The following is a 26,284-nucleotide window of genomic DNA, read 5'->3' as shown; positions in this document are numbered from 1 at the left end:
CTCCCTCCCCTCCCCCCCCCTCCCCCCCCCCCCCCCCCCCCCCCCCCCCCCCCCCCCCCCCCCCCCCCCCCCCCCCCCCCGCTCGTGGTCATACTGCGTTACGGGCGGGTGTCCGCGGGTACGGCGGTGGTGCGGTGGTGCAGTGCTGCGTGGCGCGGTGGTGCTGTGGCGTGAGCCTCCGCGGGCCTGGCTGCGGCCCGCTACGGCCCGCCAGAGGCTGCTGCCAGGGTCAGCGGCCCGCCTCGGGCGACTGCGGCGTGCCGCTGTTCGGCGAGGCGTTGCCGCCACCGTTGGTCCCGGCGTTGGCACCGGCTTCGGCCCCTGCCGAACCGTTCGGCGAGGCCGTCGACGACGGGCCGCCGGCCGGTGCGGAGGGGCTGCCGGAGGGGCGGCCCGAAGCGGACGGCGATGGCACCACGTTCGGGCCGTACTCCTTGAAGTAGCTCTTGGCCGGGACGACGAACGCCCGCAGGGTGACCTTGCCGGCGGAGCTGAAGTCGAAGGTCACGGACTGCGCGTCGCCGTTCTTCACGGAGCCGCGGCCGCTGTCCAGTACGGCCGTCGGGTTGTTCTTGCCGCCGATCACGACGGAGCCGCCGGCCGGGACCACGATCGATCCGGAGCCCTTGGCGGGCGCCAGCTTCGCTTCCTTGTTCGTGCCGTTGACCTTGATGGACTGCAGCGTCTGGTCCTCGCTGCCGTTGTTGAAGATCGTCGCGGTCACCGCGGCCGGACCCTCGGCGTCCGGGTCGGGCTGGGTGACGAAGGCGGCGTTCTGGATCTTGAGGTCGCCGACGCTGGTGGCGGCGTTGTCGGGCTTGACCTGGAGCGTCTGGGCGTCGTTCCCGGCTCCGCACGCGGAGAGCGTGGCGATCGAGAGCGTGAGAACGGTGGCGGCGAGGACGCCGCGTCGAAGGCTGCGGCTCACGGCGGCGGCATCTCCTTGGACGAACTACGGCGGCCGAACTTCGAGCCCGGTCGCGAATGGGCGGCTGGACGGCCGTGCGCGGGTGCCGTGCCGGCATCCGCGTAAAGCCGCCCTAAGGGTGTGTCAGCGCCGCTAGGTTACCGAGCCGCCCCCGAGGCGCCGCACCCGACCCGCCCCCAGGACGATCACACCCTCGTCACATCCTGCCGCGGCCCGCCCTGACGCGCCGGAGCCGGCCGCCGCCGTGCGTCCGATCGCCGCACGCCGTCCGCCGTCGTACGTCCGAATGCCGGACACCGGACGCCATCGCGAAAGCCTTCCGGACCCGCTTCACGGAAGATCACGATCGGCGCAGCGGCCGGCGTCGGGAAGAAACCCGAATATCCGGCAAGCGGCCGTTCGGGTGAAGCCTGGGCGGTTTCCTCTGAGGTAAATCGGCATTCGCAGGGAATGCGTCCGCTTCCCGGAATTGATCACGTACGGCGGCCGGTGCGCGGCGCTCGTCGGTGTTCGCGCGGTGATCGTCCGGTGATCAATTCGCGAAACGGCGGACACCTGCTCTCCAGAACCGAACGGAGTAGCGGAACTGCGACATCCGGATTCCGGCAAAACGGGACGTACGGCCACCGCTCCGGGCGCTTCCGGGGGTGTGACGTACGTGTTTCAGGCTGCCCGCGAAGCGCCTCCGACCTGCGAATTCCTGCACCCGGAGGGCCGTCGAAGCACGTTCCGGCCGCTGTTGTCAAGCCCCGAGATATGCCCTGACCTGCGAAAACGCCATTCAGAACAGCCCGTTCCCGTGTTAGCATGGATAGCCACGGAAGGGGTACCTGTCACATGACGTTCAAGGTTGGCGACACCGTGGTCTATCCCCATCACGGGGCCGCGCTGATCGAGGCCATCGAAACTCGCCAGATCAAAGGCGTGGACAAGACCTACTTGGTGCTGAAGGTCGCCCAGGGCGACTTGACTGTTCGTGTGCCAGCGGACAATGCGGAGTTCGTCGGCGTACGCGATGTGGTCGGCCAGGACGGGCTGGACCGGGTCTTCGAGGTGCTTCGCGCACCGTATGCCGAAGAACCGACGAACTGGTCCCGTCGTTACAAGGCAAATCTGGAGAAGCTCGCTTCGGGTGACGTGATCAAGGTCGCCGAAGTGGTGCGAGACTTGTGGCGCCGTGAGCGGGAACGCGGTCTTTCCGCCGGCGAGAAGCGGATGCTCGCCAAGGCGCGCCAGATCCTGGTGAGCGAACTCGCCCTCGCGGAGAACACCAACGAGGACAAGGCCGAGGCTCTGCTCGACGAGGTCCTCGCGTCCTGACGACGTACGAATGCCGCGGCGCCCGAGTGGCGGCCGACTCCGGCCAGGAGCGGTCAGTTGCCGGGCGCTGCGGCATATCTGCGTCGGCTGCACCCACATCCGTATGCGCGCATCCGCACGCAACGCCCCCGGGCCGGCACGCTTGAGGTCCCCGGGCCGGCACGCTTGCGGAAGCCGTGCACCACTGCCGAGGCCGTGCACCGGCCGTGCACCACTTACCGAACTCAGTGATCGTTCTCCGTGGTGACCGCCCCCGTGCTCGTCCCCGAAAAGATCCGCCGTCCCGCCGGCGTATGGCGTGCCGGGCTCGGGCAGCTGTCCCGACCGGCGTCACGGAAGGGTCCGGATCGGGGCGTCGCGCCCGGCACACTGCGGCCATACCCATGTCGGCTCAGGAAACAAACCTGTCTGCGCTAATTCCGGGGTCTCCCCGGGCTTCGGAGCAACCGATGTCTGACGTATCCCCAGATTCCGCCATCGATCCCGCCATCGACCCGGCCATTGATCCCGCCACCCCCTCCGGTACGCCCCGGCTCCGTACCGCGGCCGTGATCCCGGCTGCCGGACGCGGCGTACGGCTGGGCCCGGGCGCCCCCAAGGCGCTCCGCGCTCTGGGCGGCACTCCCATGCTCGTCCACGCCGTACGGGCGATGGCCGCCTCCCGCGCCGTCTCCGTCGTCGTGGTCGTCGCCCCGCCGGACGGCGCCACCGAGGTCCGTAACCTGCTGGACCAGTACCCGCTGTCCGAACGCACCGAGCTGGTGGTCGTACCCGGCGGCGAAACCCGCCAGGAGTCCGTCCGGCGTGGCCTGGAAGCCCTGCCCGGGGCCATCGACGTGGTGCTGGTGCACGACGCCGCCCGGCCCCTGGTGCCCGCCGACACGGTGGACTCGGTGGTCGCCGCCGTGCGGGACGGCGCCCCGGCCGTGGTGCCGGCGCTGCCGCTCGCGGACACCGTCAAACAGGTCGAACCGCGCACCGGCGAGCAGGCCGGTGAGCCGGAGCCCGTGGTGGGCACGCCGGAGCGCGCCCGGCTGCGCGCCGTACAGACTCCGCAGGGCTTCGACCGGGCGACCCTGGTCAAGGCACACGAGACGGTCACCCTTCAGGGTGCGGGCGCGACCGACGACGCCGGCATGGTCGAGCAGCTCGGCACGCCCGTCGTGGTGGTGCCCGGACACGAAGAGGCGTTCAAGGTGACCCGGCCGCTGGATCTGGTCCTCGCCGAAGCCGTACTCGCCCGCAGGAGGGCCACCGATGGGTATGTATGAGCCGCAGCCGCAGCTGATGCCGCTGGTGGGCATCGGCACCGACGTGCACGCCTTCGAGAAGGGCCGTGAACTGTGGGTGGCCGGCCTGCTCTGGGACGACGCGGCGAGCGACGGGTACGGCCTCGCCGGCCACAGTGACGGCGACGTCGTCGCGCACGCGGCCTGCGACGCGCTCTTCTCGGCCGCCGGCGTCGGCGACCTGGGCGCGCACTTCGGCACCAGCCGCCCGGAGTACTCCGGCGCGTCCGGGGTGACGCTGCTGTCCGAGGCCGCCCGCATCGTACGGGCCGAGGGCTTCCTGATCGGCAACATCGCGGTGCAGGTCATCGGCGTACGCCCGAAGGTCGGCAAGCGGCGCGCGGAGGCGCAGAAGGTCCTTTCGGAGGCGGCCGGCGCGCCGGTTTCGGTGTCCGGCACGACGTCGGACGGCCTGGGCCTGACGGGCCGGGCGGAAGGCCTGGCGGCGGTGGCGACGGCGTTGGTGCTTCCTGCGCTTTAGGGAGGACGGCAGCCCGCAGCTGACTCCGGTCTGGGCGAAGCGGGACGGCAACGACGTGCTGTTCTCCACCACCGCGGGCTGCCGCAAGGCGCGGAACCTCCAGCGGGACCCCCGCGTCACGCTGCTCGTGCAGCCGGCCGACGCGCCGTACACCTACGCGGAGATACGCGGCTCGGCCGTCCTGAGCAGCGAAGGCGGCCGGGAGCTGATCGACGAGCTGTCGTTCACGTACACGGGCAAGCCGTACGCGGAGTTCAACCCCGTGCCGGACAACGGGGAGCGTGTCGTCGTACGGATCACCGCGCGCAAGGTGGTCGGCAGGCTCTGAAGCCGGGGCGGCGGGGCCGGCCCGTCGCTCCGTCGCGCCGCTCCTGCCCGTTCCGGCCACCCGGGGGGAAATATCACGCTTCTGTGTCCGTGGCCCCGGGGGTCGCGGGGCACTGTCCGGTTCGGACTACCCTTGTTGCGTGACTATTCGGCTGTACGACACCAGCGCCCGGCAGACTCGCGATTTCACCCCGCTCACGCCGGGCTGTGTCTCGATCTACCTGTGCGGCGCGACCGTACAGGCCGCCCCGCACATCGGGCACATCCGGTCGGGACTGAACTTCGACATCATGCGCCGCTGGTTCCTGCACCGCGGCTACGACGTGACGTTCATCCGGAACGTGACGGACATCGACGACAAGATCATCGCAAAGGCCGTCGATCAGGGCCGCCCGTGGTGGGCCATCGGATACGAAAACGAGGTCGCCTTCAACACGGCCTACGACACCCTCGGCTGCCTGCGCCCCACCTACGAGCCGCGTGCGACCGGTCACGTCCCCGAGATGATCGAAATGATGCGGGGCCTGATCGATCACGGTCACGCCTACGCCGCGGACGGCAACGTCTACTTCGACGTGCGCTCCTTCCCGGGCTACCTGGAGCTGTCCAACCAGGAGCTGGACAACCTTCTCCAGCCCTCCGGCGAGGGGGAGACCGGCAAGCGCGACCCGCGTGACTTCGCCATGTGGAAGGCGGCGAAGCCGGGCGAGCCGAGCTGGGAGACCCCGTGGGGCCGCGGCCGCCCCGGCTGGCACCTGGAGTGCTCGGCGATGGCGCACAAGTACCTGGGCGCCGCCTTCGACGTGCACGGCGGCGGCGTCGACCTGGTCTTCCCGCACCACGAGAACGAGATCGCGCAGGCCAAGGCGTACGGTGACGACTTCGCCGGGTACTGGTGCCACAACGCCTGGGTCACCATGAGCGGCGAGAAGATGTCCAAGTCGCTGGGCAACTCGGTGCTGGTCTCGGAGATGGTCAAGCGCTGGCGCCCGATCGTGCTGCGCTACTACCTGGGCACCCCGCACTACCGCTCGATGATCGAGTACAGCGAGGAAGCACTGCGCGAGGCCGAGTCCGCGTTCGCGCGGATCGAGGGCTTCGTCCAGCGTGTGGTGGAGAAGGCCGGGACCGTGGAGCCCGCCGCCGAGGTGCCGCCGGCCTTCGCCGAGGCGATGGACGACGACCTCGGCGTACCGCAGGCGCTGGCCATCGTGCACACCACCGTCCGCCAGGGAAACTCCGCGCTGACGGCCGACGACAAGGAATCCGCCGTCGCCCGCCTGGCGGAGGTCCGCGCCATGCTCGGCGTGCTGGGCCTGGACCCGCTGGACGACCAGTGGTCGGGCGGCGGCACGGACCGCGGCGAGGACCTGCACGGCGTCGTCGACTCGCTGGTCCGGCTGGTCCTGGAGCAGCGCCAGGCGGCCCGTACCCGCAAGGACTACGCGACCGCGGACGCCATCCGCGACCAGCTCCAGCAGTCCGGGCTGGCGATCGAGGACACTCCTTCGGGTCCGCGGTGGTCGTTGTCGTGAGCGGGGTTCTGCCGTGAGCCGGGCTCTGCCTTGAGCAGCCGGTCGTTGCCCTGAGACGGTCGTTGTCCGGAGGCGGTCCTGAGCCGGGCCATGGGCCTGTCGGTTCGCCGGCCCGGCCGGACCGGATCCCGAACCGCCGACCCGGCCGGTGCCCGCCCCGGTGTCCGTACCGGCGGGTGCCGGTTGGCAGTACCGGCCGCCTCCGGGCGACACTTCTTGCAGAGACGCATCACACGCACGAGGCGCGCACCGAGCGCGCACCGAGCACTTACATTCGTACGTACGTATCCACTCCACGTCGCGAGACGTCGAGAGCAGTGAAGAGACAGGTGACCCATGGCCGGCAACAGCCAGCGCAGGAACCGCCGCACGTCCAACAAGAAGGGTATGCAGGTCGGCAGCGGTGGCCAGCGACGCCGGGGCCTGGAAGGCAAGGGCCCGACCCCGCCCGCGTCCGCGCGCAAGGGGCATGTGAAGAACCGCATCGCCAACGCCCAGGCCAAGCAGGCCGCCAACCGGCGCCCGGCCCCGCGGCGCGGCGGCGCCAAGGGCACCTCGGAGCTGGTCGTCGGCCGTAACCCGGTCTTCGAGGCGCTGCGCGACGGCGTGCCCGCGACGACGCTGTACGTGCAGCAGTTCATCGAGAACGACGAGCGGGTGCGCGAGGCGCTCCAGCTCGCCGCCGACCGCGGCAACATCAACCTGATGGAGGCGCCGCGCCCCGAGCTCGACCGTATGACCAACGGGCTCAACCACCAGGGCCTGGTGCTCCAGGTGCCGCCGTACGAGTACGCGCACCCCGAGGACCTCGCCGCCGCCGCCTTCGACGACGGCGCGGACCCGCTGATCGTCGCCCTCGACGGCGTCACCGACCCGCGCAACCTCGGCGCCGTGGTGCGCTCCGTCGCCGCGTTCGGCGGTCACGGCGTGGTCGTGCCCGAGCGGCGCGCCGCCGGCATGACGGCCGGCGCGTGGAAGACCTCGGCCGGTACGGCGGCCCGTACGCCGGTCGCCCGTGCCACAAACCTGACGCGCGCCCTGGAGGGCTACCAGAAGGCGGGCATGACCGTCGTGGGCCTGGCGGCGGACGGCGAGATGGAGCTCCAGGACCTGGAGGTGCTGGACGGCCCGGTCGTCATCGTCGTCGGCAGCGAGGGCAAGGGCCTGTCGCGGCTGGTCGGCGAGACCTGTGACGTACGCGTGCGGATCCCGATGCCGGGCGGCGCCGAGTCGCTGAACGCCGGTGTCGCGGCGGGCGTGGTGCTGTGGGAGGCGGCGCGCCGGCGCGGCTGACCCGTGTGAGGTCGTGAAGTCGTGAAGTCGTGAAGTCGTGAGGGCGCGCGGACGGGGGGCCGGGCCGCGCGCCCCCGCACACCCCTCCTGTGACTTATTCGTACGGAAGTTCGAACAGTCATCCGGAAGGCTGTTCGGCGAGGCGCGTACGAAACCGTGCGGTCGCGGAGCCGGGGCGCCCCTGCGGAGGTCACCCGTGGGCCCGGCGGTGATCGCGCGTTCCCTTGACGGGTCTCGGACAGATCCGGCCGGTCAAGGCAGTGTCTTAAACGCGGGTCACTCGGTTAGATGAGCGTGGACACCAGAACACCCCGCACGCCTACGGGGGGACGCTCGCCGGGCTTCGATGACGAGCCGGTGCTGAGCTCGGTCAAGGTGCCGTGCGATCCCGCGCAGGTCATTGTCAATCACGCCAGCTTCCGCGTGCAGCTCGCCGCGCCCGCCGCGAGCAGCAGCGCCATGGCCGACACCGCGCGCATCCCCGTGGTCCGGGAGCCGGCGGGCGGCAGACGCCGCGCACCCGTGGTGTGGAGCGGCCGCACCGAACCGGGCGGCACCACCGCCGCCACCAGCCAACTTCTCCATGCCGTACGCAAGTCGGGCCGGACCACGGTCACCACCGACCGGAGCGACGACATCGGCACCACGACGCAGGTCCTGCCCAGGGTCCGGCTCGACGAGGAGCAGATCGGCGCGGGTGCCGGTACCGGTATCGGCGCGGGCCCCCGTACGGCCACCGGGTCCGGCGGTCCGGCCTCGACCGTGGTCGGCCAGCGCGGCCCCGTGGACGCCCGCGTGGACGCCCCCGTGGACGCCGAAACCACCCTGCTCAAGGGGGTGCGGCCGACCACCGGCGCCTACGACCATGACGACGACGAGCCGCTGTACTCGGACGAGGAGATGGCGGCGTACGAGCGGTACGGCGACGGATCCAAGCCGCGCAACGGCGAGACGATCCGGCACGCCTACTACCCCGGACGCCGGATGAACCTCGGCGTCGTGCTGCTGCCGCTGCGCGTCTTCCTCGGCCTGATCAGCGTGTACGCGGGTATGGGCAAGCTCTGCGACCCCGTCTACTTCGACGGCGGCGAGCGCGGCTCGATGGTCAAGTGGCTCCAGTCGCTGCACCCTTGGTCGCTCGTCGCGCCACTGCGCGACTTCGCGCTCTCGCACCCTGTGGGGGCCGGCCTGACCGTCGCCTTCCTCCAGGTCGTGGTCGGCGTGCTGACCATGTGCGGGCTGTGGCAGCGGGTCGCCGCGTCGTTCGGAGCGCTGCTCTCCGCGGCCCTCCTGATGACGGTCAGCTGGCGCACCGTACCGGTCTACGACGCGCCGGACATCATCTACCTCGCCGCCTGGAGCCCGCTGGTCATCGCGGGCGCGCCGGTCTACTCGATGGACGCCCGGCTCACCGGGGAGGCGTGGCGGCGGCTCGGCCCGCGCGTCGAGCTGTGGGACCTGCGCCGCCGGGTACTGCGCCGCGGCGCCGTCCTGACCGCCGTGGTCGCCGGTCTGACACTGCTGGTCGGTTCACTGCTGGGCGGGGCCGTACGGTCCGCCTCGGTACCGTCCGTACCGGAGCCCGGCCAGCCCGCGACCAACAACCTGCCCGGCTCGCCGCTGCCGCAGCAGTCCCAGCCCGGCGGCGCGAAGGCGCAGCACGGACCCGGGCACACCGGCAAGACACCGAAGCACCCCGGAAAGCCGTCGGCCGGCGCCTCGCGCAAGGCAGGCTCCCCGAAGTCGAAGTCCCCCTCGGCCCCGGCCCCCGGCACGGCCCGGGCGACCGGCAGCGTGAGCGGCTCGGCGCAGGAGTCCGGCCGCGGCTCCAGCGGCACACCGTCACGGCAGTCCGCACCGACGCGCGCCCCGGCGACGACCCCCCAGGCGCCGTCCGTCGGCGGTACGGCCGGCGGCACCAACGGCGGCGCGAGCGAGAGCGGTTCGAGCAGCTCCAGCAGCGGCAAGCGGCGCGGGGGGACGTTGGGCGGGTTGTTGGGGTAGAGGGGTGGAGGGGTGGGGCTCGGGGCTCCTCGGGCGCCCAGGGGCCCCTCCCCGGCCCTCCTGGCCCCTCCCCAGCTCTACTGGCCTCTACTGGACCACTTGGACCACCGGCCTCAGATGAATGAACCGCCCCCACAGCCAAGCCGTGGGGGCGGTTCATTCATCTGAAGCGGGACCGGACAACCCAACCCAGCCGATGCCGGGCAACTCAACCTGGCCGATGCCGGGCAACTCAACCTCAAACGTTCCGCGCGCCCAGCTCCTTGGCGGCCTCGGTGAGGTCCTTGGCGGTGTCGATGGCCCGCCAGTAGGCGCCGTTCGGCAGCGGGAAGCCCGCCAGCCGGCGCTCCCGGGCCAGGCGGGGGAACGTGGTGCGCTCGTGGTCACCGCGTACGGGCAGCAGCCCGGTGAAGGCGGCCGAGAAGACGTACACACCGGCGTTGATCAGATAAGGGGAGGGCGGCGACTCGATGAAGTCGAGGACGTGCCCGAACTCGTCGGTCTCCACGGCGCCCCAGGGGATGCGCGGCCGGGCCAGCGCGAGCGTGGCGTCCGCGCCGCGCTCATGGTGGAAGTCCGCCATCTCGCGCAGCGAGAAGCGGGTCCAGATGTCGCCGTTGGTCGCGTACCAGGGCTCGTCCGGCCGGGGCAGCGAGGCGGCGGCGTACTTGAGACCGCCACCGCGACCGAGGGGTTCGGTCTCGACAACGGTCGTGACACGCAGGGGAAGTTCTGCCTGGGACAGCCAGTCCTGGAGCACCTCGGCGAGATGGCCGCAGGAGACGACCGCGTCCGTGACGCCCTCGGCGGCCAGCCAGGCGAGCTGGTGGCCGATGATCGGGGTCCCGGTGCCGGGGATCTCGACCATCGGCTTGGGACGGTCGTCGGTGTACGGGCGGAGTCGCGAACCCTGGCCTCCGGCCAGGACCACGGCCTGCGTGGGGTGCGGGTACGGGGCTGTCATGGTTCGCACCCTATGCGGTGCGAGCCGGACTCACTGGACGGAGGCGACGCCGGTGGCGAACGACGTATCGCAGACGGGCCGGGACCAGGCTTGCGCACGGTGCGCGGCACCGCCGTACTTGGCGACCGCGGCACGGCCGAGGGCACGCGCGATGGCCACACAGTGCTTGGCCAGCGAGGGGCGCTTGGTGGTCGCCTCCTGGAGGTGGGTCAGGGCGACGCCGGGGTTCTTCTCCTGGAGTTCCACCAGGAGCCGGTCGCGGAGCACGTCCTGCGGCGCCCGGGAACCGGCCTTGGTGGAGGCGTTCTCGGAGGACGCGGTCAGCATCTGCGAGTCCGTCACCGGGGACGCCCACGGGACGCGGGTGACCGCGAGTGTCCCGGACAGGACGAGCACGACGGGAAGGACAAGGGCGAGGGTTCGGCCGATACGGCGGGCTGCGGAGTTCACGGGGCGATGGTAGCGAGTAGTGATGATTTGGCGACATTTAGTCACCGAATCGAGGGATGTTTTCCCTCGATGTGCGTGCGTGATGTTGACGTACAGGCTCGAAATGGCGGCTCTGCCGGGGTATTTGTCGACAAGGTGCGTACGTTGGGGTGCGTACGGAGGCGGCGGTGCCGACGCCCGCACACGACGCGGCGGTGCCCGCCCCGAAGGGCCGACACCGCCGCAAACCAGAGATCCTGCTCAGTCGCTCAGTCGCTCAGTCGCTCAGTCGCTCAGTCGCTCAGTCGCTCAGTCGCTCACCCGTGGACGTGGAGAAGACGTGCGTCTCACCCGGCCGCGGTACGACGTGCAGCTCGGTGCCCTTCTCCGGCACCTGGCGGCCGTCGACGCGTACGACCAGGTCCTTGTGCTCGTCACCGACGACCGCGGACCCGTACACGTACCCGTCGGCGCCCAGTTCCTCGACGACGTTGACGGTGACGGCCAGGCCCGCCGGGGCGTCCGCGGCCTCCTTGGAGAGCGACTTGGCGGCGCCGCCGTTCTGCTCGACGATGTCGAAGTGCTCGGGGCGGACGCCGACGGTGACCGTACGGTCGCCCTTGTCGGCAGCGGCGGCCAGCGCCTCCCGGCTGACCGGCACGACACTGTTGCCGAACTTCACGCCGCCGTCCGTGATCGGCACCTCGACCAGGTTCATCGCCGGCGACCCGATGAAGCCCGCGACGAAGAGGTTGCTGGGCCGGTCGTACATGTTGCGCGGCGAGTCGACCTGCTGGAGCAGTCCGTCCTTGAGGACGGCGACCCGGTCGCCCATCGTCATGGCCTCGACCTGGTCGTGGGTGACGTAGACCGTCGTGATCCCGAGGCGGCGCTGCAGGCCGGCGATCTGCGTACGGGTCTGTACGCGCAGCTTGGCGTCCAGGTTGGACAGCGGCTCGTCCATGAGGAACACCTGCGGCTCCCGGACGATCGCCCGGCCCATCGCGACACGCTGCCGCTGACCACCGGAGAGCGCCTTCGGCTTGCGTCCCAGGTACTCGGTCAGGTCCAGGATCTTCGCCGCGTCCTCGACCTTCTGCCGGATCTCCGCCTTGTTCACGCCCGCGATCTTGAGCGCGAAGCCCATGTTGTCGGCGACGGTCATGTGCGGGTACAGCGCGTAGTTCTGGAACACCATGGCGATGTCCCGGTCCTTGGGCGGCAGGTGGGTGACGTCCCGGTCCCCGATCCGGATCGTGCCGCCGTTGACGTCCTCCAGCCCCGCCAGCATCCGCAGCGACGTGGACTTCCCGCACCCGGAGGGGCCGACCAGGACGAGGAACTCGCCGTCCTCGATCTCGATGTCCAGTTTGTCGACGGCGGGCTTCTCGGAACCCGGGTAGATGCGGGTTGCCTGGTCGTACGTGACCGTAGCCATGGTGTGTCCCTTCACCGGCAGGAACGTGCCGGACGATCCGAGTAAAAGGAGTGGTGTAGTCCACTGCTGTGGACTGACCGTGACGGTACCGGGGCCGACGCCCGGTGTCAGTAGCCCGCGGGTCACGAAATATCGGCGCCGGGTAGGCTGCGTGCCTGGGTACACTGCACCAGGCGCGCCTCCTTAGCTCAGCTGGTCAGAGCAACGCTCTTGTAAAGCGTAGGTCGTCGGTTCGAATCCGACAGGGGGCTCTAGTTGTGACCAGGTAGAACGCACTGAGAACGCCCCTCCGGAAGACCTTCCGGAGGGGCGTTTGTGTTCTTTTGGGGCCCGTCCGTGGACAGACCGTGGACAGCGCGTAGCCCGGATGCGGGCGAGCAGTGGACCTGCTCTTTCGGAGTTCTACCGAGGTTCCAAGGCGGCCCAAGCGGCCTTCCGGGCGCTGACAGCCGCACGGAATCAGTGGCTCTTGAGGGCTCGCGCGCGCGGCTGAGGAAGGCCGCGCGTCCTCAAGGCCAGGGGCGAACAGATGAGGGTTCTCGTGGTGTCAGATCACGCCGGGAGGACCATGCGCTGAGCGGCGATGTCCCAGTGGCATTCGGCGTAGAGGCGGTTGAGGTCGTGATGGGCGTCGGGGGCGTCGGCGTTGCAGGGCTCGTAGCCGTTGGGGCCGTGCCGGTAGTAGAAGCCGTATTCAGCGCACTCGGCTACGCCGGGGTACTGGCCGGTCCAGATTGGTGTTGCAGACGTCCGCAGGGTGGCAGGTGCCGCGCTGGCGGCCGGTGAGGGCGCAGCGTGCGATGTCGCAGTGGTCGGCGTGCAGGGCGCCGGGGGCTGTGGAACAGGCGGAGCATGCGCCGTTCGGTGCCGGCTGGGTGATGGGGAGGGGGTGGCGGGTGAGGTCGCCCAGCCAGAGGTTGCGCAGTGCGCGGTCGAGCTGGTGGGTGTCGGCCACGGTGTGGAGGTCGAGGGAGCGGTGGAGGAGTTCGCGAAGGAGGGGGGCAGGCAGTTGGGCGGTGGCCCAGTGGAGGGTGAGGCCGCGGCCGGGGTGGTGACGGACCCATGTGGTGCGGAGGCGGGTGGAGGCGGTGAGCATCATGTCTGGTGTGTTGGTGTATCGGGTGATATGCGGGCCATAGGTTTTCAGCCATTCCTGAGCAGTTTTAGCGTGTAGGTTGATCAGTTCTCGACGTGCTTTGTCCAGGTTTAGGCAGGTGCTGCGGCGCATGAGGATGGCAGTGCCCGATTCAGGGTCTTCTTGCCGTGTGGCGGGGGTGGCCAGTGCGCCGTCGGGGACGATGCGGAATCGGTGCGGGCGCCCGAGAAGGGTGAACTGCTCACCGTCGACGAGATGCCGTACGGGGGTGTGAGGGGCGGTCTCGGCGAGGTGATTGAGCTGTCGGTAGATCCATCGGCGGCGACGCTCGACAAGGGCGGCTGCTTCGGCGTTGGTGGTGCGGTGGGGGCCGCGGACGATGATGTCGCCTGCCTTGGTGACGTCGAGGCCGAGAGTGGTGCGGTTGCTGGTTCGCACGGTGACGGTGGCGCCGCCGACGTGGAGGGTGCGCTGGTGCTGAGGCATGGGTCTTTCGGGCTGGCCCGGCGCTACCCCACCCTCATCTTGGAAGTTTTCTACTATGGATGAGGGTGGGGGCGGGGCGACAGTGGGGCGGGGGCGTGGTGATGCGCAGGAGCTGGTCAGGCAGCGGGCCTGGATGACCGGTCGCGAGCGGTATCGAGGACTTCGGCCTCGATGTCGCTGAGTGCGTACCTCTGCCGTTGCAGGAAGGCCAGCCAGTCAGTGGTGTCCTTGCTGATCGGGTCTCGCCACGCCTGATCGGACATGGCCTGATGCTCGTACGTCGCGGCGACCTGGGCGAAGAGGAGCCGCCAGCGTCCGCTTGCTCCGGTACGGGCGATGAACGGCCCGAAGGGGTCTTCGACTCGCCGCCACGGCTCACTGTCGTGGTTGGGGTCCTTGACCTTCAAGAAGCCCGAGATGAGGTCGGTGCGATGGCGTGAGATGTAGCGGGAGTATGTCTCAGAGGTGCCGGTGATGGTGATAAGGATCAGCCTCCATATCTCGTCGGTGGCCTCACCGGGACGGGCGCAGAGGTTCGCGATGAACTCCTGCCGTACAGGCCGGGCTTGGCGCCAGGCCGCGTTGTAGCGAATGGTCCTGCGTCGCTTCTCTGCCATTTCCGCGGCGTCCGGCGCTGCCGATCCGGACGCTTCGGGGCTCAACTTGTGCTGGTAGGCACGCCAGTTGGTACACAGCCAGACCACGGTCGGCTTGAATGGATTGAGGGTAGCTGCGTGTCCGGGGCACCGGGCGTGCTGGTCGGTGGTGATGGCGTTCCCGAGGGGGCTGACCAGGTCCTTGAGGGGACGCGTGGATGTCTCGTGCCACCTCCAATCCCAGTCCACTAGCGTGACGCCGGCGGCGGCGAGGTCCTGCTTGAGCTGGACGCGCTTGGCCTTCTCGACTGCCTCGTCCTTGAGGCACTGAAGTGCATGGGCCCAGTGGCCGCGCGTGCCCGCACCGTCGTTGCGGTCCCGGTGTTTCGCCGCTTCGAGGCGGCTGCGGGCGTTGTGGATGTGGGCGACTTCCTGGTAGTCGGCTAGCTCGACCAGGTCGAAGTCGTCAGCGACTGCGGCGCTGAGACTCTTGTCGTCCAGCTTCGATGCCTTGTCGGCAGCGGTGAGCTCGGCGGCGGACAGGCCGAGCGCGCGTGCGTGACGTTCCTTGGCCGCTTGGGGGAGCGGCATCAGGGACAGTTGTCGGGCGGCCTCGACGTAGTCGCGGGCGTGCGCGTCCCGGCGGTGTTTGTTCTCGATGACCGACAGGGACAGTGCCTCGTCATCGACGCCGCGTAGGTCGTCGCGAATCAAGGCGGGGACGAGCGTGTAGGCGCGGCCTTCGTCCTTGGCCTTGTTGGCGGCGATGATCGCTGCCTTGCAGCGACGCTGCCCGAAGATGATGCCGAGCTTGCCTTCGTTGTCCCCGGTCTGCGGACGCAGGAGGATCAGGCTCTGCACGCCGACCTCTTCCACGGAGGCGATCAGGTCGGCATCGGGCTCGGTACCATCCGGCTCGTCGTTCGTTCGGTGTTGGCGGTGGTTGTACGGGTCAACGACGAGGTCGTAGGGGTCGACCCAGGCGAAGCGTCCTTCGAAGGCTGGCTGCGCGGTGACGGTGTCGGTTCCGCCCGGTGCGGTGAGGGTGGTGGCGGTTGTCATGGGAGCTCCGTGATGAGAAGAGGGGCGGGCGGTGGCGCCCGCCCCTGCGCGTCGGTCAGGCGGCGGCCGGTACGGCCTTCGGCTTGGTCCGGCGCTTGAGCTGCGCCGCTGCGGTCTTGGGGCGCGCGGCCGTGGGTGTCTTCTTCGCCGGGCGCTTCGGGGCGGGCTTCTTGGCGGCGGGCTTGGACGGCGCGGTCTTCTTCGCGGGCGACTTCTTCACGGTGGTCTTCGCAGCGGCCGGCGCGCTGGTTGGCGCGGCGGGTGCCTCCGGCTGGGCGGGCTGCTGCGGCGCGGGCTCGTCGACGGTGGTGGCAGGGATGCGGGTGCCGTCGTAGCGGAGCTTCGCTCGGTGGCCTTGGAAGACGGGGAAGAGGCGCAGGTGGAGTGTGTCGAGGAGGGTGTCGAGGGGCGCTTCGGTGGTGGTGAAGTGGCAGGCAGCGTTGTAGTGCGGGCCGGTCTTCTCGGGGCCGCGCGCGAAGGTCTGGGCGGCGGAGCCGTTCCACAGGCGGCGGATGCCGAAGGTGCGGCCGTCCTGGTGGGCGAAGTGGATGGTTTCCGGGTCGATGGAATCGTCGGCCTTGTGCCAGCCGTCGCCGAGCTTTTCGACGATCAGGTCGGCCAGGAGGTAGAGGTCGATGAGGGAGATGTCGAAGGGAGCAGCCTCGATGGTGTCGGCGGCGGTGTCCTGGTCGGCGTCGGTGGTGGGGTTCTGGGCGGTTGTGGTGGTCACGGTGCGTGTCTCCAGGAGGTGTGGGGTTGTGGGTTTCCCTCAACCCACTGACTAAATTCTACTATGTTTAGGGGGTGGGTCAACTGCGAAAGTGCAGGTCAGAGCCGTGTCAGGTCATGCGTCAGCCGGATCCGCAACCCACATCAAAGGGAAGCTCCTCCTGCGCTGCCTCGACCGCTTCGAGCAGAGGCAGGCCGGTACGGGTCAGAAACACCGCGTCGCCCTTGCCGCCCCACTGCCGCGTCTCGTTCAGCGACTCCTCAAGGCAGCAGGCACGCAGGAACAGCCCCGGACGGTCCCGACGCATCTCCTTCCAGCCCCCCCAGCGACTTCAGCGGACAGAACCAGCAGGCGCTCTTCGGCGGCATCGGCAGACCCGCATCCGCGATGAAACGCTGGCAGTCGACCCGACGGAGCTTGAGGTCGAGCAGCGGGTAGACCAGCCGCTCGTACGGCTCGCCCCGCCGGTTGATCGCCCGGGTGATCTCATCGAGCGAGATGCCGACGGCGACCGTCGCCAGGTTGCCGGGTGTCGCACCATTCGCCTTGAGCCACCTGCCAGTGACCCGGATCTTGAAATCCCGAGTACAACCCCGCGCGCTAGGAGCGCCGTTGGACATGCGTATGGGGATAGGCAGGGCGCGAGAACCCTTTCGCATCATCCGACCCCACAGTGTCTCCGTCCCGCCGGCGCGCTGAGTGCGGTTCAAGACGTGCAAGTTCAGACCGTTGGCTGCCGCGTACGGTCTCGCCACATGCCGTACGTACTCCAGTGTCGCCGGATCTTCACTGTCATCACCCACGTTCGCGAACAGCAGGGTGCGGTACGGGATCTCGCGGCGGGCAGCCAAGACCATGAGCGCGCTGCTCTGCGCTCCGCCGCCATAGCTGATCACGTTCACGCCGCGCACTCCGGGACCTGGTCGAGGAGTCGCTGAGCCTGCCGGACGGCGGCAATGACCTTCGCCTTACCCAGGACGGAGTTGCGATGCCCGGTCACGGCGCGGGTGTGCTCGGCGGCTTCTTCAATGGCCCTGGGGTTGACCAGGGAGTCGGCGCAAGCCACGGTGACGCGGGGGCCGAGGCCCCAGATGATCGCGTTAACGGCGGCGCAGGCCGCAGCGATCTCGTCGATATCGCACATCGACCACTGGAAGTCGGCGGGGTCCAGGTCTTTCTCGCGCAGGTTCTGCGCTGCGGCGCGCAGCAGGCCGCCGCTGCCGCCAGCCGGGTCGTGGATGTGCTGGCCGGGCCGCGGGCGGCCGGTCTCGGTGTCGGCCATCAGGATGTCCAGGGTGTTGAAGCCCATGAATTCAGCCATGGCTTCCGCGACGGAAGCAGGGGTGTGGAACTCGCCGAGTCCCTGTTGGGCGCCGCGGCTACGCAGCAGCATCATCACGGGCGAGAGCACGTCGGTCATGGAGCGCAGGTAGGGGTCGGTGTACCCGGTCAGGCTGAGCAGGCCGTTCTTCAGGGCCGCTTCGGTGGCGGCGCGGACGGCTGATATGCGGTGCTTGTCGATGACCGTGTCGTTCAGCCACTCGTGGAGGACGCGGGCCCGGTCGATGAGGTCGGGGCGCTGGATCCAGTGAGTGGACCAGATCTCGCGGTACAAGCCGATCAGGTCTATGTCGTTCAGGCTGAGGATCTGCGTTGCGAGGTCGGGCCCGTTCGGGTCCTTTTGGCCGATCAGGCTGAGGGCGGCCACGATGCCGATCGGTACGTGCATGTGGTTGCCGCCGTGCTGGCGATGCCAAGCTCCGGCGACGGCTTCGCCGATCTGCATGGCCTGGGCATGGGGGTCGCTCGCTGGGCGGTGGCTGATGGTGCGCGGGCGTGCCGGGGTGCTGGGCTGCTCCTTGGCTGGCCGCGGTGCGGGTGAGGGCGGAGTGGTGCTGTGGCTTGGCTTCGCGGCGAAGGTCACGGGGGCCTTGGGTTGTGGCGGCGCGGGGGCCGGCTGGAGGTCGGCGAAGAGGTCGAGCTGCTGCGTCATGAGGGTCCGAATCTGTCGGGGTGGTGAAAATGCGGCGGCCCGCCCCGCGGGTGCGGGGCGGGCCAGGATCGGAGGTTTCCCTCCAACCGTTAGCTAAATTCTACTATGCTTGAGGGGTGGGTCAACTACGCAGAGTTGTGGCATCAGGGGGCTGGTGCCTCCTGATGCTGCCGCATCTCCTCCGCGGACATGCGGCCGGCGAGTCCGTCGTACGGTGCCGTCCACGTCCAGCCGGGCCGGACATCCTCGGCGCGCACGACACCCCCGCTGGTACGGAGATGAAGGTGGGGGATCGTCACCGACGTGTTGTTGAGCCGCAGTACCTCGTACCAAGTGCCGCGATACTTCACGAAATCGCCGCGCTGGAAGTCGGTCCTCGACCACCGCTTGCGGACCTTGCGGGTGGCCTTAGCGCCCACTGCGCCGCGACTCGAACCGGGAGTGATGCGGTGGCGGGTGTACCAGCCGCTGAAGATCTGGTTAGCGGTTGGGTGGTCGGTGGTCAGCCGGTACCAGGTGCCGGCGGTGAGTGAGTCAACGGCCGAGATCTTGAAGGTCACTGGCAGGCCCTCGGCGTCGAGGATGTAGCGGCCATCGGCGTAACGCAACCAGACGGGATCGCCAGGTTTCACATCTGCCTCCCGGAGCCGCTCGCGGGCAGCAGTACGGCCAGGGATAGGAAGACCAGTAGGGCAAGCTCGGTGTTCGCTTCGCTGGCCAGCCAGGCGCATGCGTAGAAGGCGGGGTGCAGGCCGTCGCAGAACTGGTCCAGGGAGCCGTCCGGCTCGTCGGCCGTCCACTTGCGCGTGGCGTCGATCAGTTCGTGGGCGAAGCGGTCTTCGTGGAACGTCCCCCGTACGGCCTGGGTGCCGCCTGCGGCCCATGAGGCGATCAGCAGCAACCGGCATCGGCGGGCGGGGGATAGCTGGCTCCACAAGTGCAGCAGCGCACGGTGGTTGGCGAGCGCGAGATGTGGTTGGGGGTGAGAAAAGTCGGCCAGAAAGCGGGACGTAGTTATCAGCGTGCGGTGCAGGGCAGCGTTGTCGGTCACGAATAGCTCCTTCTCGACGCAGTGGTTGCGTGCTCTGTTTGCGGGGTGCTAGCCGGATCCGGAGAGGAGTAAAGGGCTCGCGCTGTGCTGGTCAGTGCGTAAGCCTCCGCGAAGCGTTCGAGGTGGATGAGCGCACAGACTTCGAACATCAGGGTCCAGTGGCATTCGGGCACCGTGTCGGCGAATTCTTCGTAGTTCAGGTGGCGCTTGGCTCCGGTACGCCGCGCGAAGGCTCGCTGCACAATGTGCTCCATGGCGTTGGTGGCGCGGCGGATCTGCTGCGAGTTCAGGTCGAGACTGCTGATCACATCGGCGACCGCCAGTAGCGGCAGGCGTCTAGGCAGCATCAGGGGTGTGAAGTCCTTCCAGGGGGAGTGCCGCTGACCGCGGGCGCGGCCGGCGGTGGGGTGTCAGCAAGAGGCCCAACCGAAGAACGGCTATGCGCCTTTACCGTCGCTGCGGATCGGCAGAGCTCCGGCGACGCGGCCCGCCCTGGTCGAGCGGGCCGTAACGCGTCAGTAAGGGTCAGCGGATGTGTACGCGGGGACGGCTGGTGCGCATGACGCGCGGCCGCCGGGGGGAGGTGAACGGGCACCGGAGTGCCGGGGAAGGTTCGGTGTCGGCGGCGAGGACGACGGCGATGGACTCCTCAAGTACGGCTCGGCGGTGGCAGGAAGTGAACTGCTGCGCCCACCGCTCCATGGCTGAGCCGTCGGTACGGTCCTGACCGCTCGCATCCGCGTGCAACTGCCAGGTGTCCACCAGGTAGTTCGCCGCGAGCAGGAGCGCGGCTTCCGCCTGGTGCTCGGTGACGCCGTAGTCGGTGGCGGTCTTCAAGACGGTCAGCGGGTCGGGCGTGGATGCGTTCACGAGAGTCCTTTCACTCAGCACGGGTTTCCCTCCGTGTTGACTAAATTCTACTATGGCTAGTGGGGGTGTCAATTGCGAACGAGCAGGTCAGGAGCCTGGCAATGTGGTCCGCCCGGGTGTGCGCGCCATCCGCCGCGCGCTTCGATCAGGCTGCCGCGGCGGAACTCTTGCCTCGCGAACGCTTGCGAATGCTCGCCGGGCCGGCGGAGCGCACCTGGGCGCGCAGCGCCACCTCCCGGCACTCCCCACACAAGGGCTCCCCCACTCGCCCGTGACCGGCCACCCCTCCGCTAGTGCCGCAACTCCCCGCCCGTGAAGGCAGTTTGCCCAGCGCCGGAGCGCCCTCGGCCTTCGCGACCCCCCTCCCGTTGATCCACACCCGAGCCGCGCACACGCCGTCGAACCGGCCGGCTTCCGGGCGCACCCGCTCGTAGCACCGGAAGATGAACGGGCAGGAGTCCGCGCAGTCCTGCATCAGTGGAGTGCTTGCGGCGATGAGGTCGCTGGGTGAGTCGACCTGTGAAGCATCGGGCACGTAGCCGTCCTTGGCGGCGCACGGCACGGCATCGATCCAGGTAGACGGCTTGGTAGGGGTGATCACGGAATGTTCCTCGCGACGTCAGAAGAGGGGCGGGTGAGCCACGGCGGCGGGCACGATGGCGTTCAATGCGGCCGTCGAACGCAGAGACAGAGCGGCCGAACGACGCGACCACGAGCGGTAGAAAAGGTCGTTCCACACTTCGGCCGTCCGGTATGGAAGGGGGCATGTCGTATATGCGGCCGCGTGTGCCTGCTCGACCTCGACTGCTTGGCGCAGGGCTCCGTAGCGCACGGGCGTCAGCCGCTCGGTGACCTGAATGTGCACTTCCGACCACGACAGGCGGCCAGTGCGAGTGCCCGAAGGCGCCTGCACCTCGTACGTGAACCCACCCGTGCTGGGGCCCCAGCAGGTTGAGGCCCCAGCGTCAGGCTCGCCCTTCACGCGCTGCATTCGGCGGGGAGCTGTGGGCCGCCCGAAGTGGTGCGCCGCCCACGCGACGCGCGCGCTGGCGTCGGCGAGATGGGCGAACTCCAACAGCTCGGCCGGGGTGAAGAATCCGTGTACGGCCATCCGTCGGTCTTCGTCCGTCAGCTCCGCTGTGGAGTCCCCTGCCTTCAGTCCGGCCCACTCTCGTGGGGCGTCCGGTGCGGGAACGGAGGCGTTCGTCATACCTTCCCTCAAGTAATGCAGCGGCCTATTAAGCCGCGGTCGAATGTGTGAGTCGTTGCCTCCTGTGGTGCGCTGGGTCTACCGCAGGGGCTAGTCGTTGCTCGGGTGGCCTGCGGGGGGTCACTCGGCTCTCTGGGATGATTAAGCAGGTGGCTAGCAGTCCAGCCGGAATCATAAACGACGGCCTATTTCTTGGTCGATATCGCCCCCACTCCAGAGCTCGGGTGCATCACCTGCTGTCGCACCCCGCGCATCTCTTCGATCCGACGCCGAGCCACCTCCGACAAGCCATCACCACCCGGCCGGCGCCGAAGCTCCGCCAACGTGCTCTCGTTCACCGCTCGCTCAGCCCGTTTGACCCGCTCCCTCTCTGCCCGTTTCTCCGCCTCACGCTGCGCACGCGGACTTGTCCCGCAGCCTCGACACGAACGCCCTGGAACATCCGGATGAGCAGCACACGCCCGACGCGGCGCCCCCTTCCCCGCAGACGCTGGCTCTTCGCCGTCAGCGGGCAATGGCTCCCCTGCGGCGACAGCCACGGGGGTAGGGGGGATCTCTTTCTGAAGGTGTTGGTTGTGGTTACTACCTAGAATCCCCGGTCCACCCGACTCCGGTGAACCGACCCCCGGTGAACCGACCCCCGGAAACCCGTCTTCGGTCCCCGAAGAACTCTCCGCAGCGTCAGAGCCCAGCTTCTTGGACAGCTTTCTGGACAACCGGCGAGCCTCCAGCCGCTCATACTCCTCGGCTACCCAGCCCTGCGCCGTGTCGTACACCTCGGTGAAGCGCGAGAGTCGTCCACCCGGACCCCGGTCGGTCACCACGCGGTAGTAGCCGAGCCTCTTCAGCTCCCGCACCGCCTCCGCCACAGCCTCCCGGCCCTCTTTCCCTGCGGCCGCGATCGCCGTGATCCGTACTTCCCAGTTGTCCGGCTTCGAGATGAGCCACGTCAGGATGCCCCGCGCCCGAAAACTCAACCGCTCATCGTTCACGGCCGAGTTGGGCATCACCGTGAACCCGGAAGTCAGGTGGCGGCGCAGAATGGTCACGGAACATGCCTCCAAGGCAGCACAGGGCTCGAAAAGATCAAAAAGGGAGCGGAACCCCGCGCCGTGCGCGCGGGGCCGCTCAAGGGGGCGTCAGGGGCGCTTGCGGGAACGCGTGACGTTGATGGTGCGGGGCGTCTTCTGCCCCGCCGCGTTACGCATCGGCACCGCCACGCCGGCGCGACGGGCTATAGCCACCATGCCGTTCACATCCGGGACCATGGGAACCGTCAGCCCGGCGTTCTCGAACGTGTCGACCAACGCCTGAACGTCAGGTTCCTCCTTCGGGTTACCGCCACCCCAGCTCAGCGTGTTGTCCCCATAGCAGCCCTCGGGTGAGTCGTCGAGCATCGCCCGAAGCACTTGCTTACGCTTCCTCGACGCGCTCTCCCGCTCACGGTGGCGCGCGTACTCCGCCAGAGCAGCAGTGCGGTCTTCGTCGTCGTGCACCAGGATCGTTTGCACTGGGCTGCCCGGAGCCGCCCCGGGCCAGCACGCCGACGCCCACGGGCAGTAGTCGCACAGCGTCTTCGTGGGCAAGCCCGGACCATCGTGATCACGGGACAACTCCTCGGGGGTGTCCGCTTCCAACACCCGGTCCACCCACCACCGGGCCTCGTCCGCCAGCCACGGGTCAAAGTCGAACTCGTCGATGTGCTCTTCGCCGGTATCCCGGCACACGAAGCGAAAGCGGATCCGCTGCACGTCCACAGGCCCTATCCGGTGCAGGTACCGCTGCCCAGGCACATCCGCGAACCCGACCGTGCGCAGCAGGTCGGCGTACAGCAGGACCTGCCGCACCTCGGCAGCCGTCGGCCCGTACCGGATGACGCGGTCCCACACGCGGCTCGACTTCGTCTTCACGTCCTCGACCGTCAGAACCTCGGCCGGCTGGACGGGCCGGTGCCGCTGCGGCAGACGAGCGGCCGTCGCGGCATCCAGCTGTACGACGTCGATGTGCCCGCGGATCCGGTCGTCGGCGACCGTGCGTTCCACCAGCCAGCCGTATTCGGTACGGGCGGACTCCAGCAGTCCGGCGTGGATATAGGTGCCGAGGATCGCGGCCTTCTTGTCCGGCGTGTCCGTGGGCGGCACCTGGTGCACGACGTATCCGGCGCGGCGCTGGCACACGGTGTCGGACGCGCCGAGTTGTCGTTGCTGTGACCGGGGGCGCCGGGCGTCGACGGCGGTAGCGGCATCCCAGATCGACACCGGGGCGGGCTCGGTCAGTGTTGCAGTCACGCGTTTCTCCAAGAGGGCACGCCGGGCCCGCCCGTAATGACGGGCCCGGCGTGAATGAGGCAGGGGTGATCAGGCGGCGGGGGCGTACGGGTCCTCATCGAATGGATCCGGCTCCGGCTCGCCTTGCTCGTCCTGCTCCGTGAGGGCCGCTGCGCGCAGTTTGGCCGCATCGCTGGTCGGGTCCTCGATCTTCGGCGGGTTCTTCAACGCCGCTACCTGCTGGGTGATCGCGTGACGCACCACGTTGATCTCGTCCCGGCTGAGGGACTTGTCTGCCCCGACCTTCTTCCACAGCTCCTGGAGCCCCGGAATGCCGTTCTTCTCAGCCGTCTCCTGAACCTTCGCGATCCACGGCTGTGCCAGGTCTCCGGTCAACTGCGGGGCCTGGCGCGGCGCCGAGTGGGGGCCGCAGCCCATAAGGTCGAACACCAGCGACTCGATCGAGAAGTTCGGTATCGCCTTGGGCCTGCCCTCGCGGGGGACGTGGAATTTCAAGGAACGGGCACCTACCACGTAGGCGTGATCATCCCCGCGCAGGAGCCGCACCCACACGGTGGCGTCGAACGCCAGCGACTTCTGCCCCTCGACGCGCCACGTCTTCGTGTTCGGAATGGGCTCTCCCGCACCGTCGATGGCCTGCACTTCCTTGCCGCGCGCCAGGAGGAGCACGATGCCGGGCATGGTTCGCACCAGGTACATCACCCGGTTCCACCGTTCGGTGGCGTCGTTCCACAGGTTCATGCCCGGCTTGATCTCCGCGTCCGGGTCGTAGCGCAGCTTCTTCTGCCCGGTCTTGCTGCGCCGGCCGCGGTCCTGCGTCCAGTTCACGAGCATCCGCCACAGCAGGGACACCGAGTCGATCACCAGCACGACGGGCGGCTCTCCTGCGGCGGCGGCGCGCTTGGCTTCGGCGTGCACGGCTTCGATCTGGCCGAGGATGTCGCGGTAGGTGCCGTTGTGCTCGATCAGCAGGTAGTCGGCCCCCGGAACGGCGGCGTACTCGTCGGCGGTGTCCTCGCCGAGTTCCAGCCAGTACGCCTGACCGGTGCGATGGCATCCGGTGAAGGAGGCGGCGAGGTGGCTCTTGCCGCCCTTCTCTTCACCTTCGATCAGGATCTTCGGCCAGGGGATGGCGCCCGTTGGCTGGCGGGTGCGCAGCTTCGGGACGGTAGGGGTGGTCATGCGACAGCTCCAGTCCAAGAGGTCATCAAATGCGGCGGCCTATTTTTAGGCCGAGCGAAGGCCCCGGAGCTCGAACAGGGGTGTCCACTCGGGGTGCAGGTCGATGAGCTTGCGCACGTACCTGGATCGGTAGTCGTTGTTCAGCTTCCATGGCTCGCCGAGAGTCGCCCTGCCGTACTGCCAGCGCAGAACCTCAAACAGCATCCCGATGCCCACGCGCTTGATCCCCTGGTTGACGCAGTCGGAGGTCAGCGCCTCCAGCTGGTCAAGAATCCATGGGTTGAGCTGGTGGAACGACTCGAAGCGATCCTGGATGCTGGCACTGCTGAGGTCCTTGGGGTGCCGCAAGGGCGCAACGGGTAGTTCCAACTGTTCTGAAGCCATACCTTCCCCCCTCCGTTTAAATGCTGCGGCCTATTTTGCGACATGGGGCGCGTCTGATCAAACGCCCCCCTCCTTCGATAACTACATTCTACTATGTATGGGGTGGGGGTCAATCACGGAAACGGCGGCGGCGCCCACCCGGACGCCACCGCCACCTGCCCAGCCGTATCGCACTCGCTATGGCTTCTGCGCGGCAACGCCGCGCTTCGCGATGAACGACCCGGGCCCGTCGTACCGGCCCTCCCGCAACGCGTCCGCGACATCCAGCCGAAGCTGCCACGTCGACTTCCGGGACTTCTGCATCGTCACCTCGGCGGCGTCAAGCACCGTGTCCAGGAGCCACAAGCGCGAGCCCGACAGCGTGTAGTCCGCCGGCGGCAGCATCCCCGTGCTCCGAGTCACCGCCTGGGCGGCGGACACCTCGCCGACCCCGAACAGCTCTCCGTACTCCTGCGTCCCCACCAACGGAGGCAGCTCACCCTTCTTCTTGGGGCGCGAGGTTGCCTGCTGCTCCTCCACCACCTTCTCCAACAGTCCCTCGTCCAGCTGGCGCCCCCTACCTCCGGGCGGCAGCGCGACATCTACGACCAGGCCGCCCGGCCAAAACGGCTTCCCGGAAACGATCGCCGCGTCCTCGTACGACAAGATTCCAGCCGGCACCCAACGGTCACTGACCGCTGTCGGTGCGATGTTGTACACCCGCGCGATCTCCTTACGGCCAAACAACAGCGGCTTCGCCACAGCGGTCTCCTTCCATCCCGAAATAGGGATAGCAGAATACGCGTAAGCGTCGTGTCGTCGAACTCTTGGCCGGACTGTCGGCAGCCACTGTTAGTGTGAAGACGCCCCTTCCAAGAGGTGCAGCGAAGGCCCCGAGTCTCACGACCGGGGCCTTCGCGGTTCGCGCCTTACGTCCCCCGTCAGAACGTCCGGTGCGCCTCGCGGTCTGCCGGGAAAGGCGGGGGGCCACCGGTCGGCACCCGAAAAGGGACACCCGTGCTCCGCATGCGCCGAACGGGTCTCTCGAACCGCCCTACCGAAGGCCGGACATCCCTGACCAGAGGCTTCTCGTGAATGTGCTGGTCGACCAGCACTTGCCACATGAGACCGTCATCGCCGCTGACCTCGTAGCGCCCTGGCTGCCGGGGGGCCAGCTCAGCGACAGCTATCGCGCGCCGCGCTGTGGCCACGTAGGCATCGGCGAGCTCCATAGGAGAGGCCCCGCTGTCGACGTGCCGGGCATAGGCCCACACCACGTCTTCGCTCATTCGCACCGATAGCGATGAACTGAACGACAGCAGATAGCGCCACGGAACGATACTGTCGGC

25 protein-coding genes, 1 tRNA gene and 1 pseudogene are annotated in these 26,284 nt (G+C 68.8%); 8 read left to right on the top strand and 19 right to left on the bottom strand.

All coding sequences use genetic code 11. The annotated features are described in order from the left end of the window. Nucleotides 1–229 precede the first annotated feature (229 nt). Nucleotides 230–928 (bottom strand): copper chaperone PCu(A)C domain-containing protein, encoded by a 699-nt coding sequence (locus tag ACZ53K_RS09510; protein ID WP_468833362.1) that lies wholly within the window; start codon nucleotides 926–928, stop codon nucleotides 230–232. An 837-nt stretch (nucleotides 929–1,765) separates the two neighbouring features. On the opposite strand from ACZ53K_RS09510, the gene ACZ53K_RS09505 reads away from it, so the two are divergent. From ACZ53K_RS09505 to ACZ53K_RS09475, 7 genes and pseudogenes are all read left to right on the top strand, one after another. Beyond that, nucleotides 1,766–2,248, top strand: a complete 483-nt coding sequence (locus ACZ53K_RS09505) for a CarD family transcriptional regulator (protein ID WP_003953493.1) — start codon at nucleotides 1,766–1,768, stop codon at nucleotides 2,246–2,248. Nucleotides 2,249–2,697: 449 nt separating this feature from the next. Beyond that, entirely contained in the window at nucleotides 2,698–3,519 is an 822-nt protein-coding gene (ispD, locus tag ACZ53K_RS09500; protein ID WP_468833360.1) for a 2-C-methyl-D-erythritol 4-phosphate cytidylyltransferase, read from the top strand. Beyond that, nucleotides 3,512–4,018, top strand: coding sequence for a 2-C-methyl-D-erythritol 2,4-cyclodiphosphate synthase (ispF, locus tag ACZ53K_RS09495; protein WP_468833404.1), 507 nt, complete (start codon nucleotides 3,512–3,514; stop codon nucleotides 4,016–4,018). Before ispD ends, ispF begins: the two co-directional genes overlap by 8 nt. A 4-nt stretch (nucleotides 4,019–4,022) precedes the next feature. Next, nucleotides 4,023–4,346, top strand: a pseudogene (locus ACZ53K_RS09490) (PPOX class F420-dependent oxidoreductase); the annotation flags it as partial. A gap of 139 nt (nucleotides 4,347–4,485) precedes the next feature. Beyond that, nucleotides 4,486–5,880, top strand: coding sequence for a cysteine--tRNA ligase (gene cysS, locus ACZ53K_RS09485; protein WP_468833357.1), 1,395 nt, complete (start codon nucleotides 4,486–4,488; stop codon nucleotides 5,878–5,880). Between the two features lie 336 nt (nucleotides 5,881–6,216). Continuing rightward, nucleotides 6,217–7,173, top strand: a complete 957-nt coding sequence (gene rlmB, locus ACZ53K_RS09480) for a 23S rRNA (guanosine(2251)-2'-O)-methyltransferase RlmB (protein ID WP_468833355.1) — start codon at nucleotides 6,217–6,219, stop codon at nucleotides 7,171–7,173. Nucleotides 7,174–7,461: 288 nt separating this feature from the next. Beyond that, on the top strand, nucleotides 7,462–9,177 hold the full coding sequence (locus ACZ53K_RS09475; protein WP_468833353.1) for a DoxX family protein: 1,716 nt from the start codon (nucleotides 7,462–7,464) through the stop codon (nucleotides 9,175–9,177). Nucleotides 9,178–9,415: 238 nt separating this feature from the next. Here ACZ53K_RS09475 and ACZ53K_RS09470 read toward each other — a convergent pair whose 3' ends face one another. The 3 genes from ACZ53K_RS09470 to ACZ53K_RS09460 form a co-directional block, all read right to left on the bottom strand. Beyond that, nucleotides 9,416–10,141, bottom strand: a complete 726-nt coding sequence (locus tag ACZ53K_RS09470; protein ID WP_468833351.1) for a nucleotidyltransferase family protein — start codon at nucleotides 10,139–10,141, stop codon at nucleotides 9,416–9,418. A gap of 30 nt (nucleotides 10,142–10,171) precedes the next feature. Beyond that, entirely contained in the window at nucleotides 10,172–10,591 is a 420-nt protein-coding gene (locus tag ACZ53K_RS09465) for a hypothetical protein (RefSeq protein ID WP_468833349.1), read from the bottom strand. A gap of 280 nt (nucleotides 10,592–10,871) precedes the next feature. Next, complete coding sequence (locus tag ACZ53K_RS09460) at nucleotides 10,872–12,008, bottom strand: ABC transporter ATP-binding protein (protein WP_468833347.1); 1,137 nt, start codon at nucleotides 12,006–12,008, stop codon at nucleotides 10,872–10,874. 177 nt (nucleotides 12,009–12,185) lie between these two features. Here ACZ53K_RS09460 and ACZ53K_RS09455 point away from each other — a divergent pair. Further along, nucleotides 12,186–12,259, top strand: a tRNA-Thr gene (locus ACZ53K_RS09455). Between the two features lie 443 nt (nucleotides 12,260–12,702). On the opposite strand, the gene ACZ53K_RS09450 is transcribed toward ACZ53K_RS09455, so the two are convergent. From ACZ53K_RS09450 to ACZ53K_RS09380, 15 genes are all read right to left on the bottom strand, one after another. Beyond that, entirely contained in the window at nucleotides 12,703–13,590 is an 888-nt protein-coding gene (locus ACZ53K_RS09450) for a YgjP-like metallopeptidase domain-containing protein (RefSeq protein WP_468833345.1), read from the bottom strand. A gap of 116 nt (nucleotides 13,591–13,706) precedes the next feature. After that, nucleotides 13,707–15,248, bottom strand: a complete 1,542-nt coding sequence (locus ACZ53K_RS09445) for a ParB/RepB/Spo0J family partition protein (RefSeq protein ID WP_468833342.1) — start codon at nucleotides 15,246–15,248, stop codon at nucleotides 13,707–13,709. Between the two features lie 55 nt (nucleotides 15,249–15,303). After that, the gene (locus ACZ53K_RS09440; RefSeq protein ID WP_468833341.1) at nucleotides 15,304–15,978 is read right to left on the bottom strand and encodes a hypothetical protein; all 675 of its coding nucleotides are present in this window, start codon (nucleotides 15,976–15,978) and stop codon (nucleotides 15,304–15,306) included. 260 nt (nucleotides 15,979–16,238) lie between these two features. Then, the gene (locus tag ACZ53K_RS09435) at nucleotides 16,239–16,880 is read right to left on the bottom strand and encodes an adenine nucleotide alpha hydrolase family protein (protein WP_468833338.1); all 642 of its coding nucleotides are present in this window, start codon (nucleotides 16,878–16,880) and stop codon (nucleotides 16,239–16,241) included. Continuing rightward, nucleotides 16,877–17,971 (bottom strand): N-6 DNA methylase, encoded by a 1,095-nt coding sequence (locus ACZ53K_RS09430; protein ID WP_468833336.1) that lies wholly within the window; start codon nucleotides 17,969–17,971, stop codon nucleotides 16,877–16,879. Before ACZ53K_RS09430 ends, ACZ53K_RS09435 begins: the two co-directional genes overlap by 4 nt. Nucleotides 17,972–18,114: 143 nt before the next feature. After that, a complete protein-coding gene (locus ACZ53K_RS09425) occupies nucleotides 18,115–18,603 on the bottom strand; it encodes a hypothetical protein (protein ID WP_468833334.1) in 489 nt (162 codons plus the stop codon). After that, nucleotides 18,600–19,022, bottom strand: a complete 423-nt coding sequence (locus ACZ53K_RS09420) for a hypothetical protein (RefSeq protein WP_468833332.1) — start codon at nucleotides 19,020–19,022, stop codon at nucleotides 18,600–18,602. Before ACZ53K_RS09420 ends, ACZ53K_RS09425 begins: the two co-directional genes overlap by 4 nt. Beyond that, nucleotides 19,019–19,369, bottom strand: coding sequence for a hypothetical protein (locus ACZ53K_RS09415; RefSeq protein ID WP_468833329.1), 351 nt, complete (start codon nucleotides 19,367–19,369; stop codon nucleotides 19,019–19,021). Before ACZ53K_RS09415 ends, ACZ53K_RS09420 begins: the two co-directional genes overlap by 4 nt. Nucleotides 19,370–19,547: 178 nt before the next feature. After that, complete coding sequence (locus ACZ53K_RS09410; RefSeq protein WP_468833327.1) at nucleotides 19,548–19,892, bottom strand: hypothetical protein; 345 nt, start codon at nucleotides 19,890–19,892, stop codon at nucleotides 19,548–19,550. A gap of 145 nt (nucleotides 19,893–20,037) precedes the next feature. Then, nucleotides 20,038–20,493 carry a hypothetical protein gene (locus tag ACZ53K_RS09405; protein WP_468833324.1) on the bottom strand — a complete coding sequence of 152 codons (456 nt, stop codon included), beginning with the start codon at nucleotides 20,491–20,493 and terminating at the stop codon, nucleotides 20,038–20,040. Nucleotides 20,494–20,511: 18 nt separating this feature from the next. Beyond that, nucleotides 20,512–21,102 carry a hypothetical protein gene (locus ACZ53K_RS09400; protein WP_468833322.1) on the bottom strand — a complete coding sequence of 197 codons (591 nt, stop codon included), beginning with the start codon at nucleotides 21,100–21,102 and terminating at the stop codon, nucleotides 20,512–20,514. A 1,139-nt stretch (nucleotides 21,103–22,241) separates the two neighbouring features. Then, nucleotides 22,242–23,402: a PD-(D/E)XK nuclease family protein gene (locus tag ACZ53K_RS09395; protein ID WP_468833320.1), complete on the bottom strand. Its 1,161-nt coding sequence runs from the start codon at nucleotides 23,400–23,402 to the stop codon at nucleotides 22,242–22,244. A gap of 57 nt (nucleotides 23,403–23,459) precedes the next feature. Continuing rightward, on the bottom strand, nucleotides 23,460–24,572 hold the full coding sequence (locus tag ACZ53K_RS09390) for an AAA family ATPase (RefSeq protein ID WP_468833317.1): 1,113 nt from the start codon (nucleotides 24,570–24,572) through the stop codon (nucleotides 23,460–23,462). A gap of 45 nt (nucleotides 24,573–24,617) precedes the next feature. After that, nucleotides 24,618–24,941 (bottom strand): hypothetical protein, encoded by a 324-nt coding sequence (locus ACZ53K_RS09385; RefSeq protein WP_468833315.1) that lies wholly within the window; start codon nucleotides 24,939–24,941, stop codon nucleotides 24,618–24,620. A gap of 192 nt (nucleotides 24,942–25,133) precedes the next feature. Next, complete coding sequence (locus ACZ53K_RS09380; protein WP_468833313.1) at nucleotides 25,134–25,697, bottom strand: hypothetical protein; 564 nt, start codon at nucleotides 25,695–25,697, stop codon at nucleotides 25,134–25,136. Nucleotides 25,698–26,284 lie beyond the last annotated feature (587 nt).

It is taken from the genome of Streptomyces sp. NPDC033221 (assembly GCF_055577005.1).
Note: the sequence above shows the minus strand (reverse complement) of the source record. Positions and strands in the feature narration are given on the sequence as shown.

What these genes read in the sequence shown, in the direction of transcription:
- ACZ53K_RS09415 (WP_468833329.1), bottom strand. Translation starts at nt 19,369, where the DNA reads ATGCTGCCTAGACGCCTGCCGCTACTGGCGGTCGCCGATGTGATCAGC.
- ispF (WP_468833404.1), top strand. Translation starts at nt 3,512, where the DNA reads ATGTATGAGCCGCAGCCGCAGCTGATGCCGCTGGTGGGCATCGGCACC.
- ACZ53K_RS09460 (WP_468833347.1), bottom strand. Translation starts at nt 12,008, where the DNA reads ATGGCTACGGTCACGTACGACCAGGCAACCCGCATCTACCCGGGTTCC.
- ACZ53K_RS09390 (WP_468833317.1), bottom strand. Translation starts at nt 24,572, where the DNA reads ATGACCACCCCTACCGTCCCGAAGCTGCGCACCCGCCAGCCAACGGGC.
- ACZ53K_RS09450 (WP_468833345.1), bottom strand. Translation starts at nt 13,590, where the DNA reads ATGCCTCAGCACCAGCGCACCCTCCACGTCGGCGGCGCCACCGTCACC.
- ACZ53K_RS09505 (WP_003953493.1), top strand. Translation starts at nt 1,766, where the DNA reads ATGACGTTCAAGGTTGGCGACACCGTGGTCTATCCCCATCACGGGGCC.
- ACZ53K_RS09400 (WP_468833322.1), bottom strand. Translation starts at nt 21,102, where the DNA reads ATGACGAACGCCTCCGTTCCCGCACCGGACGCCCCACGAGAGTGGGCC.
- ispD (WP_468833360.1), top strand. Translation starts at nt 2,698, where the DNA reads ATGTCTGACGTATCCCCAGATTCCGCCATCGATCCCGCCATCGACCCG.
- ACZ53K_RS09470 (WP_468833351.1), bottom strand. Translation starts at nt 10,141, where the DNA reads ATGACAGCCCCGTACCCGCACCCCACGCAGGCCGTGGTCCTGGCCGGA.
- ACZ53K_RS09445 (WP_468833342.1), bottom strand. Translation starts at nt 15,248, where the DNA reads ATGACAACCGCCACCACCCTCACCGCACCGGGCGGAACCGACACCGTC.
- ACZ53K_RS09475 (WP_468833353.1), top strand. Translation starts at nt 7,462, where the DNA reads ATGAGCGTGGACACCAGAACACCCCGCACGCCTACGGGGGGACGCTCG.
- ACZ53K_RS09430 (WP_468833336.1), bottom strand. Translation starts at nt 17,971, where the DNA reads ATGACGCAGCAGCTCGACCTCTTCGCCGACCTCCAGCCGGCCCCCGCG.
- rlmB (WP_468833355.1), top strand. Translation starts at nt 6,217, where the DNA reads ATGGCCGGCAACAGCCAGCGCAGGAACCGCCGCACGTCCAACAAGAAG.